Annotated in this window: 14 protein-coding genes; 6 read left to right on the top strand and 8 right to left on the bottom strand. The window is 69.5% G+C overall.

Going from position 1 to position 15667, the window contains the following annotated elements:
- Window positions 1–231: 231 nt before the first annotated feature.
- Window positions 232–888 carry a nucleoside-diphosphate sugar epimerase gene (locus VF522_RS17745; RefSeq protein ID WP_330909629.1) on the bottom strand — a complete coding sequence of 219 codons (657 nt, stop codon included), beginning with the start codon at window positions 886–888 and terminating at the stop codon, window positions 232–234.
- 17 nt (window positions 889–905) lie between these two features.
- A complete protein-coding gene (locus VF522_RS17740; RefSeq protein ID WP_330909628.1) occupies window positions 906–2654 on the bottom strand; it encodes a DEAD/DEAH box helicase in 1749 nt (582 codons plus the stop codon).
- 326 nt (window positions 2655–2980) lie between these two features.
- Between VF522_RS17740 and VF522_RS17735 the strand changes: the two genes are divergently transcribed.
- The 3 genes from VF522_RS17735 (at window position 2981) to VF522_RS17725 (ending at window position 9093) form a co-directional block, all read left to right on the top strand.
- The gene (locus VF522_RS17735; RefSeq protein ID WP_330909627.1) at window positions 2981–5227 is read left to right on the top strand and encodes a DUF1631 family protein; all 2247 of its coding nucleotides are present in this window, start codon (window positions 2981–2983) and stop codon (window positions 5225–5227) included.
- A gap of 100 nt (window positions 5228–5327) precedes the next feature.
- Window positions 5328–6995: an energy-dependent translational throttle protein EttA gene (gene ettA, locus VF522_RS17730; RefSeq protein ID WP_330909626.1), complete on the top strand. Its 1668-nt coding sequence runs from the start codon at window positions 5328–5330 to the stop codon at window positions 6993–6995.
- A 16-nt stretch (window positions 6996–7011) separates the two neighbouring features.
- Entirely contained in the window at window positions 7012–9093 is a 2082-nt protein-coding gene (locus tag VF522_RS17725; RefSeq protein WP_330909625.1) for a DUF1631 family protein, read from the top strand.
- Between the two features lie 7 nt (window positions 9094–9100).
- On the opposite strand, the gene VF522_RS17720 is transcribed toward VF522_RS17725, so the two are convergent.
- Genes VF522_RS17720 through VF522_RS17710 form a run of 3 tightly spaced genes read right to left on the bottom strand, consistent with a single transcriptional unit; the run spans window position 9101 to window position 10558 of the window.
- On the bottom strand, window positions 9101–9433 hold the full coding sequence (locus tag VF522_RS17720) for a hypothetical protein (RefSeq protein WP_330909624.1): 333 nt from the start codon (window positions 9431–9433) through the stop codon (window positions 9101–9103).
- Window positions 9420–9899 carry an OsmC family protein gene (locus tag VF522_RS17715; protein ID WP_330909623.1) on the bottom strand — a complete coding sequence of 160 codons (480 nt, stop codon included), beginning with the start codon at window positions 9897–9899 and terminating at the stop codon, window positions 9420–9422. The genes VF522_RS17720 and VF522_RS17715 overlap by 14 nt, the downstream gene beginning before the upstream one ends.
- A gap of 11 nt (window positions 9900–9910) precedes the next feature.
- Entirely contained in the window at window positions 9911–10558 is a 648-nt protein-coding gene (locus VF522_RS17710) for a GntR family transcriptional regulator (protein WP_330909622.1), read from the bottom strand.
- 230 nt (window positions 10559–10788) lie between these two features.
- Between VF522_RS17710 and VF522_RS17705 the strand changes: the two genes are divergently transcribed.
- Window positions 10789–11643, top strand: coding sequence for a hypothetical protein (locus tag VF522_RS17705; protein ID WP_330909621.1), 855 nt, complete (start codon window positions 10789–10791; stop codon window positions 11641–11643).
- Between the two features lie 40 nt (window positions 11644–11683).
- Here the strand turns inward: VF522_RS17705 and VF522_RS17700 are convergent, their stop codons facing one another.
- The 3 genes from VF522_RS17700 to VF522_RS17690 form a co-directional block, all read right to left on the bottom strand.
- Window positions 11684–13054 (bottom strand): TAXI family TRAP transporter solute-binding subunit, encoded by a 1371-nt coding sequence (locus VF522_RS17700; RefSeq protein ID WP_414709556.1) that lies wholly within the window; start codon window positions 13052–13054, stop codon window positions 11684–11686.
- Between the two features lie 100 nt (window positions 13055–13154).
- The gene (locus VF522_RS17695; RefSeq protein ID WP_330909619.1) at window positions 13155–14132 is read right to left on the bottom strand and encodes a P1 family peptidase; all 978 of its coding nucleotides are present in this window, start codon (window positions 14130–14132) and stop codon (window positions 13155–13157) included.
- Window positions 14133–14255: 123 nt separating this feature from the next.
- Window positions 14256–14606 carry a four-helix bundle copper-binding protein gene (locus tag VF522_RS17690; RefSeq protein ID WP_330909618.1) on the bottom strand — a complete coding sequence of 117 codons (351 nt, stop codon included), beginning with the start codon at window positions 14604–14606 and terminating at the stop codon, window positions 14256–14258.
- Between the two features lie 332 nt (window positions 14607–14938).
- Here VF522_RS17690 and VF522_RS17685 point away from each other — a divergent pair, with 332 nt between their 5' ends.
- Both VF522_RS17685 and VF522_RS17680 read left to right on the top strand, forming a co-directional pair.
- Window positions 14939–15157: a GDCCVxC domain-containing (seleno)protein gene (locus VF522_RS17685; protein WP_330909617.1), complete on the top strand. Its 219-nt coding sequence runs from the start codon at window positions 14939–14941 to the stop codon at window positions 15155–15157.
- Window positions 15158–15232: 75 nt separating this feature from the next.
- On the top strand, window positions 15233–15643 hold the full coding sequence (locus VF522_RS17680; RefSeq protein ID WP_330909616.1) for a hypothetical protein: 411 nt from the start codon (window positions 15233–15235) through the stop codon (window positions 15641–15643).
- Window positions 15644–15667: the final 24 nt, after the last annotated feature.

Here is a 15667-nt window from a genome sequence, read left to right as displayed (position 1 = left end):
CCGGGCAGGCGCCATGCCTTCATGCGCGACCCCGGCCCCGCCCGCACGGGGGCTGGCAGCAGGGCAGGGCGGTGACGCATTGGTGCGTGGCCGTCACCACCGCCATGGGTCCTGACGTTGTGCGTAGGGGGGCCGAGGCTGCGAGGATGGGAAACGTCGATCAAGCAGAGCTCCCAGCGCCGCGTGACGCGAGGAGAGGGAGAAAGACCCGCCTGCGCGGGAATGACGGAATCACTGCATCGCGCCCGAGAGCAGCACCTGCTTCCCGCGTGATGTCGGAACTGCCCGCAACAAGGCCTTCGCCACGTCCTGAGCCCGGATCGCCCGATAGTTCGCCGGGATCACCGGCCGCAGCCAGCGGCTCACCTGCTCGCCGATGCGTTCGCCGAGGCGCTCCGGTTGGCCGAGCGCCTCGCGGTCGCCGACCAGCAGCGACGGCCGTGCGATCACCAGGCCTTCGTAGCCGAGGCCGGACAGCGCCTCCTCGAGTTCGCCTTTCGTGCGGCTGTAGAAGACACGCGAACGCGCATCGGCGCCCATCGCGCTGACCAACCCGAGCTTGCGCGCGCCCGCGACCTGCGCGGCCACCGCGACGGCGAGGTTGGCGTCGAAATCGACGGCCCGGAAAGCAGACTGGCTCCCGGCCACCTTGATCGTGGTCCCGAGAGCCAGATAGGCCTCATCGACGGCAGGAAGCGCCGGCAGGGCGGCGAAGTCGACGACCTGCGACAGGAGCTTGGGGTGCCGCAGCGCCGGTGGCCGGCGGCCCAGCACGTGGACCACCGTCACCTTCTCGTCGGCCAGAAGGCCCTGCAGGATCTCGCGTCCCACCAGTCCCGTCGCGCCTGCCAGCAAGGCGGTGCGCGGGGCGGGGGGCGAGGGATCCATGAGCCCCAGTGTGCTCCTCAGCGCCCGTAATTGCGAGTGGGGTTGCCGGAGCGGCCGCCGCCGCCGCCGCGGTTGTTGCGGCCCCGGCCGGTGGCGCCCATGCTGTCGATGCTGGTGCGCGTGGGATCGGGCTGGCCGTTGCTGTTCACGCGCTTGACGCCCGTCATGTCGCGGCGGCCCGGCAGGTTGGTGCGCAGCGGATCGACGTTGCGCGGCATGCGCTCGTCGCCGTCCTCGTCGCGCTCGCGGCCCGCATCGCGCGGCTGCTGCGGACGCGGCTGGCCGTTGCCGTTGTGACCGTTCTGGCCGTTGCGGGCGTGCTGCGGCTTCGGGCCGCGCGGCTGTTGCGGCTGCTGCGGCTTCGCACGGCCGCTGCCGTTGCCGTTGCGCGCTTGCTGGCCATTGCCGTTGCGCGCCTGCTGGCCGTTGCCGTTGCGGCCTTCGCCGTCCGGCTTGCGGCGCGCGGGCTGGCCCTGCTTGTCCTTGTTCTCGCGGATGCGCTGCATCATCTCGCTGCGCGCCGCCTTGGCCGCCGCGTTCAGCACTTCGCGCGAGGGCGGGCGGCCCTTGCCGCCCCACAGGACCTGGCGGCCCATGGCGATCGGCTCGGCCTGCTCGCCGGCCTCGGGGCCGAAGCCCTCGACCACCTGCACGGGGATGTCCTGCTTGGTGAAGCGCTCGATCTCCTGCATGAAGCCTTCCTCGTCCAGGCAGACGAGCGACACGGCCTGGCCTTCGCGGCCGGCACGGCCGGTGCGACCGATGCGGTGCACGTAGTCTTCCGGCACGTTGGGGATCTCGTAGTTCACCACGTGCGGCAGGTCGTCGATGTCGATGCCACGGGCGGCGATGTCGGTCGCCACCAGCGCGCGGATCTCGCCGCTCTTGAAGCCGGCCAGCGCCTGCGTGCGGGCGGTCTGGCTCTTGTTGCCGTGCAGGGCCATCGCGGTGATGCCCTGCTTGTTCAGGTAGTCGGCCACGTGGTTGGCGCCGAACTTGGTGCGCGTGAACACCAGCACCTGCGACCAGTCGTGTTCCTGGATCACGTGGGCCAGCACTTCCTTCTTGCGGTTGCGCCCGACGGGGTGGACCACCTGCGTGATGCGCTGCACCGTGGTGTTGCGCGGCGTGACCTGGATGCTCTGCGGATTGCGCAGCAGCGTGTGGGCCAGGTCGCGGATCTCGTCGCTGAAGGTGGCGGAGAACAGCAGGCTCTGCTTTTCCTTGGGCACCAGCGCCAGCACCTTCTTGACGTCGGGCAGGAAACCCATGTCTAGCATGCGGTCGGCTTCGTCCAGCACGAGGATCTCGACGGTGGACAGGTCCAGGTGGCCCTGCTGGTGCAGGTCGAGCAGGCGGCCGGGCGTGGCGACCAGGATGTCGACGCCCTTCCTGATGCGGTCGACCTGCGGCTTCATGCCCACGCCGCCAAAGATGACCGTGGAGGTGAGCGGCAGGTACTTGCCGTAGGTACGGATGGACTCTTCCACCTGCGCGGCGAGTTCGCGCGTGGGCGTGAGCACCAGGGCGGCGACGCCGTCCTTGCCGAACTTGTTCGTCTTGACCTGGCCCTTGCTCAGCTTGTGCAGCATGGGCAGCGTGAAGCCGGCGGTCTTGCCGGTGCCGGTCTGGGCGCCGGCGAGGAGGTCGTGGCCTTCGAGAACGGCCGGGATGGCCTGGGCCTGGATGGGGGTGGGGGTTTCGTAGCCCTGCTCGCGGACTGCTTTCAGGATGGCCGGAGCGAGATTCAGTTCTTCAAACGTCATTAATGAGGGAGCGCCTTCCCGGGCGCTGGGGCATCGGCCGTTCCGGGCCACGCAGGCCGGATCCAGTCAAGGCAGATGAGGTTCAAGGGGTCGGGAGCCGGCGGGCGCAAAAGGCCCGCTTCGTCCCCAGCGGAAACGCTGAGCTCGCATGCAACTGGAGGCCGCGAGAACAGGCATTGTCGCAGATTCGGGAAAGGCCTGCCTCGGCAGCCGTTGCGCGAACGCACCGGCCATCGCCGCAGGGCGCCGGTCGTCGCGCGCAAAGTGTCACCCGTCCTGCCAAAAAGTGGCACCCTGAAGTGCCGGCACCATAATCGCTGCACACCATGGCCACCAAGACGATGAAGCTGCGCCTCGGCGTGGCGGACGACCCGACCGCGCTGCAGCCGTCCCTCCATGTTTGCCTCGCGGCGACGCTGGAACAGGCCGGTCCCCTGATGGACGACGTGCTGCAGGGCCTGGAGCTCGGCGCCCTGGCCACCGGCGGCAAGCGGGTGGCGGCCCTCCAGCCGCAGCCGGTGCGCAACGCCATCATGCTGCTGCAGGAGAAGAAGCCGCAGGTGAAGGGCGCCTTCGTCGAGGAACTCACGCGGCTCGTCTACGAGGGCGGCGGCAAGGACCAGGTGCAGCCCGAGGCGCTGCGCTTCGAGGACCTGCAGCTGTTCGAGGACGCGCAGCTCGACCAGAGCATCGAGATCGCCCGGGCGCAGCAGGAGGTCCAGCTCGCGGTCGACGATACGCTGCCGTCGGCCGATGCGCTGGTCAGCACCATGCTCGGATGGCGCACGATCCAGCCGGGCCTCAACCCGCTCCGGCCGGATGTCTTCGTGCGCTCGCTGCAGCATGCGCTGTCGCAGTTCATCACCGAGCCGCAGGTGCGCGAAGTGCTGATCACGCCGGCGGCCGGCCTGCTGGGCGTGAGCCTGCGCAAGATCTACAAGGAGCTGAGCGACTGGCTGCGCTCCACCGGCGTGGAGCCCGCGGTGCCCCTGGGCGGCCGCATCAGCAAGGTCACCGCGGGCGGCACGCCGGTCACCGACACCGCATCCAAGACGCTGCTGACCCTCGACAAGCTGCGCAAGCTGCTGGTGGGCGACCTCGACCAGCCGCGCAAGGCCGAATTCCTGCACACGGTTCCCGCCTCGATGGCGATGCTGCAGGACCTCAAGAAGACCGAGGAACTGGTCAAGCGCCTGGAGCAGCGGCCCAAGCCGCAGGCGACCGCCACCGCGCCGGTGGACATGCTGGCGGACGTCGGCAAACCCGCGCTGGCGCCGGGCCGCATCGGCCAGCAGCTCGGCGAAGAGGTGGTGCGCATGATGTTCGACCACCTGCTGGAAGACCGCCGCCTGCTGCCCGCGCTCAAGCGCCAGCTCAAGGCGATGGAGTCGGGCGTGCACAAGCTGGCGCAGGCCGACTCGCGCTTCTTCAGCGACCGCAGCCATCCGGCGCGGCAGGTGCTCGATCGCATCACGCAGCGCAGCCTCGCGTTCACCTCCGAGCAGGATGCCGGCTGGGAGCGCTTCATGGGTTCCGTCGAATCGGCTTCGCGCTGGCTCGAGAGCAAGGTCGTCGACGCCGAAACCTTCAAGGAACTGCTGGGCCACCTGGAGTCGCAGTGGGGCGAGCAGGACCAGGGCTCCAAGGTCAGGCGCACGGAGGCCGCCAAGGCGCTGCTGCACGCGGAGCAGCGCAACCTGCTGGCGCAGAAGCTCGCCTCCGAATTCCTGGCCATGCTCGACGGCCTCGACGTCGCCGATTTCGTGCGCGACTTCCTGCGCAACGCCTGGGCCCAGGTGGTGGCCGAGGCGCAGCTCAGCTGCGAGGACGGCTCCTCCGACCCGCACGGCTACCGCGCCCTGGTGGAAGACCTCGTCTGGAGCGTGCAGAAGACCAGCTCGCAGCGCGGACGCGCGCGCCGCCTGGTGCAGATGATCCCCGGCCTGCTGCACCGCATGCGCGAAGGCCTGCAGCGCATCGGCTATCCGCCGGAGCTGACGCAGCGTTTCTTCGACCACTTGATCACGCTGCACAAGGCGGCGGTGCAGGAAGGCCGCGACAAGGCCGCCGAAGCCGCGGCCGATGCCGCCTGGCACGAAGAATCGAAGTTCAGCGACAGCGCGGTGGAGATGTGGCTCGACGGGGTCGAGGTGCAGGAGTCCGGCTACGTGGACTTCCCGGGCCTGGAGACCGAATTCGAGAAGGTGGCCGCGCCGGAAGCGGCGTCGCAGCCCGAGGTCGCGCCTGCCGTTTCACAAGCCGAGGAAGTCGTCGAGGTGGTGGAGCTGGGCAGCTCCCCGAAGGACCAGGACATGCGGGTGGGCACCTGGGTCGAGATCCTGATCAAGGGCGAGTGGGTGCGCGCCCAGCTGACCTGGAGCAGCCCGCACGCCACCCTGTTCATGTTCACTTCGGTGGGCGGCACCGCCCACTCGATGTCGCGCCGCTCGCTGGACAAGCTGCGCAGCACCGACAGCCTGCGCATCGTCGCCGACCGTCCGGTGGTGGACGAGGCGCTGGACCACGTCGCGCGCGCCGCGCTGAAGAACTCGGTGGGCAACAAGCCCGAATAATTCCGCGCGCCTCGCCCCTCTCGTGCGAGCGGTAGAGGGAGCAAGGGCCTCGGGATTTCGTGATGCGGGATAATCGCCGGTTTCCCGCAGAACATTCCCCATGGCCCAGTACGTCTACAGCATGAACCGCGTCAGCAAGATCGTGCCGCCCAAGCGGCAGATCTTGAAGGACATCTCGCTCAGCTTCTTCCCGGGCGCCAAGATCGGCGTCCTCGGCCTCAACGGCTCGGGCAAGTCCACGCTGCTGAAGATCATGGCCGGCATCGACAAGGAGATCGAGGGCGAGGCCATTCCCATGCCGGGCCTGCGCATCGGCTACCTGCCGCAGGAGCCGCAACTCAGTCCGGACGAGACGGTGCGCGAGGCGGTGGAAGGCGGCATGGGCGAGGTGATGGAGGCGAAGGCGAAGCTCGAGGAGATCTACGCCGCCTACGCCGAGCCCGACGCCGACTTCGACAAGCTGTCCGAGGAACAGCAGCGGCTGGAAGCGATCATCGCCGCCGCCGGCGCCGAGAGCGACACCGAGCACCAGCTGGAGATCGCCGCCGACGCCCTGCGCCTGCCGCCCTGGGACGCCGTGATCAAGAACCTGTCCGGCGGCGAGAAGCGCCGCGTGGCCCTGTGCCGCCTGCTGCTGTCCAAGCCCGACATGCTGCTGCTGGACGAACCCACCAACCACCTGGACGCCGAGTCGGTGGAGTGGCTGGAGCAGTTCCTGGCCCGCTTTCCGGGCACGGTGGTGGGCATCACGCACGATCGCTACTTCCTCGACAACGCCGCCGAGTGGATCCTGGAACTGGACCGCGGCCGCGGCATTCCCTACAAGGGCAACTACTCCACCTGGCTGGAGCAGAAGGAAGCGCGCCTGGAAACCGAGCAGCGCACCGAAGACGCCCGCACCAAGGCGATGAAGAAGGAACTGGAGTGGGCGCGCTCGAACCCGAAGGGCCGCCAGGCCAAGAGCAAGGCGCGCCTGGCCCGCTTCGAGGAACTGTCCGACTACGAATACCAGAAGCGCAACGAGACCAACGAGATCTTCATTCCCGTGGGCGATCGCCTGGGCCATGAAGTCATCGAGTTCGTGAACGTTTCCAAGTCGTTCGGCGACCGCGTCCTGATCGACAACCTGAGCTTCAAGGTGCCCGCGGGCGCCATCGTCGGCATCATCGGCCCCAACGGCGCCGGCAAGTCCACGCTGTTCAAGATGATCTCCGGCAAGGAGAAGCCCGATGCGGGCGAGGTGAAGATCGGCAAGACCGTGCAGATGGCCTTCGTCGACCAGCACCGCGACGAGCTGGCGAACGAAAAGACGGTGTGGGAGGACGTCTCCGGCGGCCTCGACATCATCAACATCGGCAAGTTCCAGATGGCCAGCCGCGCCTACTGCGGCCGCTTCAACTTCAACGGCGGCGACCAGCAGAAGAAGGTCGGCATGCTGTCCGGCGGCGAACGCGGCCGCCTGCACCTGGCCAAGACGCTGCTGCAGGGCGGCAACGTGCTGCTGCTGGACGAACCCTCCAACGACCTCGACGTGGAAACGCTGCGGGCGCTGGAGGACGCGCTGCTCGAATTCGCGGGCAGCGTGATGGTCATCAGCCACGACCGCTGGTTCCTGGACCGCATCGCCACCCACATCCTGGCGGCCGAAGACGAGGGCAAGTGGGTGTTCTTCGACGGCAACTACCAGGAGTACGAGGCGGACAAGAAGAAGCGCCTCGGCGAAGAAGGTGCAAGACCGCACCGGGTGCGTTATAAAGCCCTGAAGTAACGAGGAGGGGGGCCGCATGCGCGGCGAAGCGCTGCCAACCCAATACCAGGCCCTGTATCGCGCCTGCATCAAGGACGCCGCCCTCGCGGGCGCCGACCTGATGCAGGCCATGCTCGCGCGCGCCTTTCGCGAGCTGCCGGAGAAGGCGGCTCGCATCGACGACGCGATCGAGCGGGCGATGCTGCTGGAGGCCGTCACCGTGCTGCGCGAACAGCAGCCGGCGCTGGCGACCGCCTTCCCGCAGGCGCTGCTGGCGGAATTCGCGCAGGCCATTTCCGGCGACCGCGCGACCTCCCTCAGCTTCGACTCGCTGTCGCGCCTCGGCGACGAGCAGCTCGAAGAGAACAAGGATCTCGTGCGGGCCGCCCAGGTGCTGGAAGCCGCGGTCCAGCCGCAGCTCGCGCAGCTCGAATCCACGCTCGCGGCGGCGCAGCTCACGCCGAAAGGCGGCCTGCACCGCCATCCGCTGCGCCCCGAGGTGTACGTGCGGGCGATCTACCGGCTGGCGCGCCAGAGCCCGATCTCGCCGGTGGTGCGCCGCCGCTGGCTGCGCCACTTGCCGCCGCTGATGGCGCCGGACCTCGCCGGAACCTATGCCGCCACGGCCGCGCGCCTGATGCCCGACCGCGAAGTCGTGGTGCTGGACGACGATGCCGACCTGCAGCAGCAGGCCCGCGACCGCGCCACGCAGCTCACGATCCGCGAGCTGCGCAAGCTGCTGGCCGGGGAGCGGGGCGAAGGCGCGGACGGCGGCCTGATCGTGTTCGCCGACGACGACTTCTCCGACACCGTGCCGGCGGCGCTGGAAATGATCCAGGACATGCGCAAGGTGGACCAGCTGATGCTGCAGCTGCGCCAGCGCCAGGCGGCCATGCCCGGGCGCGAGCGCGACAGCCTGGCGGCCTTCCGCGATGCCTTGCGTGCCGAGGCCAGGCACCCGGCGCAGCAGCTCGGACTCGAAGTCGTCCACCTGATGATCGACCATCTCGCGGACGATTCGCGCCTGCTGCCGAAGGTGCAGCAGGTCGTGCGCGAGCTGGAGCCCGCCTTCCTGCGGCTGGCGCTCGTCGACCCGCGCTTCTTCAGCGACCGCGAGCATCCGGCGCGCCGCCTGCTGGAGGAACTCACCCAGCGCAGCCTGGCCTGGACGTCGGCGGAAGAACCGGGCTTCCGGATCTTCCTGGGGGCGCTGCAGGACGCGAGCGAGGGACTGCTCGAACGCGGCGCGAGCGGCCCGGAGAATTTCGAGCTGGCGCTGGCCGCGCTGGAGGAAGCCTGGGACGAGGCGCAGCCGCGCGGCCGGCGCAACCGCGAACGCGCGGTGCGCGCGCTGCTGCGCGCCGAGCAGCGCAACATGCTCGCCGAACGCATCGGCCAGCAGGTGCTGGAACGCCAGGAAGCCGCCGGCGCGCCGCCGGAAGCGCTCGCCTTCCTCACCGGCCCGTGGGCCCAGGTGATGGCGCAGGCGCGCCTGACGGACCAGAGCGGCGCGGACGACCCGGGTGGCTACGGCTGGGTGGTGCACACGGTGCTGTGGAGCGTGCAGCCGTCGCTGGTGACGCGCGTCGCGAGCCAGCAGCGCATGCTGAAGAACCGCATCGACGAAGGCCTGGCGAGCATCGACCACCTACCGGCCGACACGCAGCGCTGGCAGAACCTGCTGTCGGTGCTGCGCGACCTCGCGCTCTCCACGGCCACCGGCAGTGCCCTGCAGTCCTTCGAACCGGAGGCGCCGCCGGAGCGGGTGAACACCTGGCTGGCGCCGCTGGAGATGCACGAATCCGGTTTCGTGCCCGATGCGGCGATCCCCCTGGGCACCACCGGCGCCGACAGCGACACGCTGCCGCCGGCGGAACTCGTGGCGGGCTCCTACGTGGACCTGCTGGCCGACGGCTGGGAGCGCTGGCAGCTCACCTGGTCCAGCCCGCACGGACTGCTCTTCATGTTCACGCATGCGAGCGGCATCACGCGCTCGATGACGCGGCGCAAGCTGCAGCAGATGCACGCGCAGGGGACGCTGCGGCTCGTGTCCGCCCATCCGGTGGTCGATGGCGCGCTGGATGCCGTCGCGCAGGCCGCGTGGCGCAACAGCCTTTGACGCACGCTCACGCCTGCCAGACGCCGTAGCCCTTCTCGCGCAGCGCGATCCCCAGTTCCACCTCCATCTCCACCGCCGCCCGGTACGGCATGGGGTTGTATACCGCGTAGAGATCGGGCCGCAGCCGCAGCCCGTATTCCTGCACGTAGGCATTGGCCTGGATGCCGGCCTTGTGGCGGTCGAAGCGCAGGTCGGGGTCGAGCCCGGTCATGCCCACGTAGACGAAGGGCATGCCGAGGCGGTAGCCGGGATTGCAGCGGCGAAAGCGCGCGGCGTTCCACACGCGGTCGTCGAGCTCCACCACGTACACGTGGTAGCGCGCGGCGCTAGCCCGCGGCATGGCTCCAGCTGCCTTCGACGCGCACCGCGGTGCGCAGGGAGTTGGCGATGTAGCAGCGCTCGTGCGCCACGTGATGCAGCGCATCCACCGCGGCGTCATCGGGCCGGTGCGGGCCCGAGAAGGCGACGCGCGGGCGCAGCACGATGTCGGTGATCCCCTGGCGGCCGAAACCGACCGGTCCGAGCTGCGCTTCGGCCGCGTCGGCGTAGCCGTCCACCACGTAGCCTTGTGCCGCCGCGAGCGACAGGAACCACAGCATGTGGCAGCTGGAGACGGAGGCGACCAGCGCCTCCTCGGGGTCGACGGCCGCCGGATCGGAGAAAGGCAGCTTCACCGAATGCGGCGAGCTCGAGCCGCGCACCACCGCGCCGCCGTCGAAGCGCCACTCGTGCGCGCGGCTGTAGCGCAGGTCGGTGAATGCGGCCTCGCCGCGGGACCATTCGACGGTGCAGCCATAGGCGGCCATGCCCGGCTCCTTCAGGTGGTGGGCAGCGCCACTAGCGCGCTGCGTTCGGTTTCCGCCAGGTGCGCCTGCAGCACCTTCGCCGCGGCCTTCGCGTCGCGGCGCCTGACGGCGCGGATCAGGGCGTGGTGTTCCTCGTGCCAGCCCTGCGCGCGCGCGGTGGGCTTCATGCGCGCGAAGTAGAAGCGGTCGACGAGAAAGCGCAGCCGGCGCACCATCGTCATCGATTCGGGCCGGTTGGCGGGCGCGTACAGCGCTTCGTGGAAGCCGCGGTCGCCGGCGATCCAGTCGGCCACGGACTTCGCCTTGTCCAGCGCCGCCTGCACGGTCTCCAGCCGGTTGATGCTCGCTGCGTCGTGCAGCGGCACGGCCTCCGCAAGCACGTCGGTTTCGATGAGGCGGCGCAGGCGAAACAGTTCGCGCAGGTCCGCGGCGCTCACGGTGCGCACGTACATGCCCTTGTTCGGGACCATCTCCACCAGGCCCTCGGCCTGCAGCTGGAACAGGGCCTCGCGCACCGGCACGCGGCTCACGCCGAACTCGGCGGCGATCTCCTCCTGCCTCAGCGGTGAGCCGGAGGCCCAGCGTCCATGGTCGAGCGACTGCCTCAGCAGCTGGGTCACGGCGGACGAGGTGGTCTGGGCAATGGCAGAGGCAGGCATGCGGCCCGACTTTATACATGTATACAAAGTGCGCCAAGCCCCATGCGGCGCCGGCGCAACGGTGCTGCCTCAGGCATACGGAGCCGACGTGCCCTCTCATTCGCGCGCTATCGCATGAGTTTTTCACACCTGCGGGCGATGTAGGACGGGACGCTGTAACAGCGCGAACTTCCGCCGACACGGGGCGGTCTGTAAGTCTTGTTCGCAATTTCAAACAGGGGACGCACAGGATGAAAGAGCGCATCGCTTCGCACGTGACTTCCGCGCACAACGTGGCCATGCTGGCCGCGCTGCTGGGCATCGGCCTCACGGGCTCGGTGGCGACGACTTCCGCGCCCCTGTCGGACACCCTGGCCCAGCGGGTGCAGGCGGGCCGGCTCGCGGCCGAGCCTGCAGGCGTGCTCGCCGTGGCGAAGCTGCCCCAGATCGCCTTCGCGACGGCGGCCAGGAGCGTGCCGCTGAGCTTCAAGATCAACCACTACGAAAAGCTGCGCGACGACATGAAGTGGCTGCCGGTGCGCTACGCCGGCGAGACGCTGAAGACGCCCGATCCCTCGTCGCGCCTGATGCTGGTGCGCGCCGCCGCCGACTACGCCGACCTCGACGAGGTGGGCCTCAGCTACCGCGACGTCTACGGCATCATCAACGCCGAAACCTCGTGGATCCCGCGCATGGGCGCGAGCAAGAACGGCACGCCCAACCTGGGCATCGCGCAGTTCGAGCCGGCCACCGCCAGGGCCGTGGGCCTGACGGACCCGGCCGACCCGGTGCAGGCCGTGCATGCCGCCGCCATCCACCTGCGCGACGCGGCCTTGTGGAGCGCCAAGCGCATCGCCGCGCTGAAGCTGAGCCCGGAAGAGCGGGCCACCAAGCTGCGCGAGGGCGTGTCGATCTACTACAACCTGTCGGTCAAGGGCCGCAACAAGTGGAACGGCAAGAACACCGCCTCGCTGCCGATCGAGACGCGCCGCCACATCGCCAACGCCCGCCTCGGCGCGCAGAAGGCCGCGGAGCTGGAGACCCAGCTGGCCGAGCTGAAGGGCCGCCTGTCCCATCCGGGCGTGATGACCGTCTCGGCGCGCTGATCGGCGCTGGTGGGCAAGCGCAGCTTGCCCACCCTACGACTCAAATGACGGCCGGCTCGGTGGTATCGGCCGTAGGGTGGGCAAGCTCTGCTTGCCCACCAGACATCACCCTCCGCCGCACCGCGTCGATGTTGTTCCTCAGCGCATAGAGCTCGTCCGCATACGACAGCGGCACGCTGATCCTTCCCACCCTCGCTTCGATCGCATCCAGCTCGCGCACCAGCTCCGGGGCCTGCGCGGGCTGCGCGTGCATCCGGTTCTCGATCTCGCGCAGCTGCCCGTACCAGCGGAACACGCGCGAGCGGATGCGGAACTGGTACAGCGGCGGCACGATGCGCGACAGCGGCAGCAGCACCGCGAGGATGATGCCCAGCGCCAGCCACATGCGTTCCACCAGGTTGGCGAGCCAGAACGGCAGCCAGCGCTGCAGGAAGGGCTGGCCGCTGCGGATGGTGCGTTCCGCTTCGCGCGAGACCGGGTACTCCCGCTGCTCCACGCTCGGGAAGCTGCCGGCGCGGTTGAACCAGCCGCCGGGGCTGTGCATGTCCCTGGCGGCCTGCGCGAACAGCTGCAGCAGGGCGGGGTGCGTGTCCTCGCGAGCCAGCAGCGAGGTGGTCGTGGCCACCAGCCGCGCGTCCTGCGGCGGCAGGTCGCCCGACAGGTCGACCACGCCGCGCGGCAGCACCACCGGCGTGAGGAAGGGGAAGCGCCGCGAGTAGGCCTCGCTCTGGCTGAAGTCCATCAGCTTCACGCCGGGCGTCTGCAGCAGCATCTGCACCATCAGCGATTCCGGCGCGGACGCGAACACGATCGCGTCGAGTTCGCCGTTGAGGAAGGCCACGGTCGCCGAAGTCTGGTCCAGCCGCGACAGCTTCAGCTGCGCCGGATCCATCTTGTTGGCTTCGAGCAGCCGCCGCATCAGGAAGGGCGAGCCGCTGCCGCGCGCGCCGATGTTGACGCGCAGGTCCTGCAGCTGCGTCAGCGAGGTGAGCGCGCCGCCGGGCAGGTTCTTCGCCACTTCCGCGCGGTAGAACAGCCACACCGGCTCGACGAACAGGCTGCCGAGCGAGACGATGCCGCTTTCCTCGTTGGCGTTGCGGTCGCTCGCGCCGCCCTGCACGAAGCCGACGTCGGCGCCGCCGCCGCGCAGCAGCTTGAGGTTGGAGGGCGAGCCCTCGGTGGGCACCAGCTCCACCTGGATGCCGTAGGCCTTCAGCGCCTTCTGGTACCGCTTGCCGAACTCCTCGTAGGCGCTCTGCGCCGGGCCGGTCGCGAGCCGCACCTTCTTCGGCGGATTCGGGTCGAGCCACCAGTAGGCGAGCACCAGCAGCGCGATGGCGAGCACCGCCACCGGGCCGGCGGAGAACAGCAGGTCACGGATCGACAGCAGCGTATAGCGCAAGACTTTCACCGGTTTCAATGGAGAACCTCCCCCAGGCTCCGCACTTCGTGCTTTGCCTCCCCCCTCCGCAAGCGGAGGGGGCGAGCGCCTTCGGGCGGCCGTGCGGCGCTCATGTCAGCTCACCCGCGGCGGGCAGGTGAAGGTCTCCCAGGTGCAGCCCGCGCGCGGCGCGCACCGCGCGCACCACCGCCAGCGCGCAGGCTTCGGCGGCCATCGTGCCGAGCGTCATCATGCCCAGCGACCGGCCGCTCGCGCCGGTGGCCAGCGCGAACAGCGTGTCGCCGTCCGACGGCGTGTGCACGGGGTTGATCGTGCGCGCCAGGCCGTCGTGGCCCATGGTGGCGAGGCGGCCCGCCTGCACCTTGCCGATCGCCGCGTCGGTGGCGATCACGCCGATGGTGGTGTTGCTGCCCGGAAGCAGGGGCCGCGGCTCCTCGCCGCGCAGCAGCGCGCGGCGTGCATCGAGCAGCGATCGCCCATCGGGCGTGCGGGCGCCCGCGACGATGCGGCCGGTGTCCGGATCGATCACGTCGCCGAGTGCATTGCACGCGACGATCGCGCCGACGGTGACGCCATTCACCGTCACCGACGCCGTGCCGATGCCGCCTTTCATGCCGCGCGGAAAGCCGAAGATCTTGCCCACGACGGCACCTGCGCCGGCGCCGGCATTGCCTTCCGCAGGCGGTTGATGCGATGCGGCCTGGCAGGCGGCATAGCCGGCAGCCGCGTCGGGACGGATGCGTGCATCGCCGAGCGCCAGGTCGAACAGCACCGCCCCCGGCACGATCGGCACGCGCGCCGGGCCGACCGCCAGGCCGATGCCCTGTTCGTCGAGCCAGCGCATCACGCCGCCCGCCGCGTCGAGGCCGAAGGCGCTGCCGCCCGCCAGCAGCACGGCATGCACCTGTTCGACCGTGTTGGAAGGCGACAGCAGGTCCGTCTCGCGCGTGCCGGGCGCGGCGCCGCGCACGTCCACGCCCGCCACGGCGCCGCCGCGCGCGAGCACCACGGTGCAGCCCGTGGGCCGCCGCGGATCGGTGAAGTGGCCCACCTCGATGCCGGCCACGTCGGTGATGCTGGAACTCATGCGGCCATTATGTGCGGCGCGGCCGAGCAGGCAGGACGCGCGCAGGCATCGTTCGTCCGCTCCGTCATGACTTCCGTCCGGCCGCCATCGACCTGGCGCGGACGACCGGAAAGGGGGGCGCCGTCAGGCCACCGCCGCCAGCGCGATGTTGCGGCAGTGATCGGCGCACAGGCGGCAGGCCTCGGCGCATTGCTGGCAGTGGTCCGCGTCGTGCCGCCCGCACTCCTCGGCGCAGGCCTCGCACACTTCCGCGCAGAGCTCGCAGGCGCGCGGAGCGAAGTCGCTGCCGCCCGCCATCAGCGCGATGGCCAGCTGGCAGGACTGGGCGCAGTCCATGTCGAGGCCGATGCAGCGCGCCATGTGCTGCACCTGCGGCTCCTGCAGGCAGCAGGCCGCGCAGTGGTTGCAGGCCACCACGCAGTTCTGGCAAGCCGAGATGCACTCCTGGTATTCCTCGTACTTTTCGTGCGACATCGTTCGATCTCCTGGCTGCAGCCAGTCTAGGGAGCGGCACCGCGGGGGAAAGCCGGGCCGTGCACACGTTTACGATTGCGGGTTGCCGGTTACCGACGGGAACGTGCTCGGGCCGGCCGGTATGCCTCGGCGCCGTCCGCGCTCATCAGAGCATCGATGCGCGGACAGCTCACCTTCCGTCGCTTGCGCCCGGCCAGATGACGTGGCGGCACGCATGCCTGTTGACTCCGTACTCGGGTCCGCACATAGACTAGCTCAAATGGATGCCGTGAAAACCAATGATGTGCGGTCGTGGAGCGCGGCGGCTTCCGACTCCGCTGCAGGTGCCTGACGTGACGGCTGTTGTCCTGGAATCCACGCTCAGGTGCCCGGAGTGTGGGCACCTGAAGACCGAAACCATGCCGACGGATGCCTGCCAGTGGTTCTATGAATGCGAGAACTGCAAAACGTTGCTGCGCCCCCTGGCGGGCGATTGCTGCGTGTTCTGCTCCTACGGCACACAGAAATGCCCGCCGCTGCAAACAGGCTCGAGCTCCTGCTGCGCGGGCTGATCCGTTCGGGATGCCGGGCGGTGTCGGCAACTTCCGCTGCGGAAAGTCGCAGCTGACGGCTACACTTCCCATTCGATGTTCCGACGCTCCGCTCAACGCCTGACCACCACCTTCCTGGTGGTGCTGTCGCTGCTGTTCTCACAGCTGGCGCTGGCGAACTATGTCTGCCCCGAGCCTCCGCAGAAGGGCCGGATGCCGGTCATGCAGATGGCGTCCGGGGAGCCCTGCGAGGGCATGGCCATGGGTGCAGGCCAGCCGATGGACCAGGAGCAGCCCGGCCTTTGCTACCAGCACTGTGCCAGCGCACCGCAGTCGGCTGACCCCGTTCAGGTTCCGGCGGTCAGCCTGCCGGCTGTCGTGCAGGTCCTGGTCGTCGCTCCGGTGCTGGACGCGGCTGACGCCGAATCCGCACACTTTGCCGAGGCAGGCCAGGCGCGGCCCCCTCCGGACCCACTCTTCCTCTCCACGCTCAGACTCCGAGTCTGACATCTCCGTCGACACACCGGCGTC

Origin of the sequence: Ramlibacter sp. (assembly GCF_036383835.1) — a bacterium.
GTDB lineage: Bacteria > Pseudomonadota > Gammaproteobacteria > Burkholderiales > Burkholderiaceae_C > Ramlibacter.
Note: the sequence above shows the minus strand (reverse complement) of the source record. Positions and strands in the feature narration are given on the sequence as shown.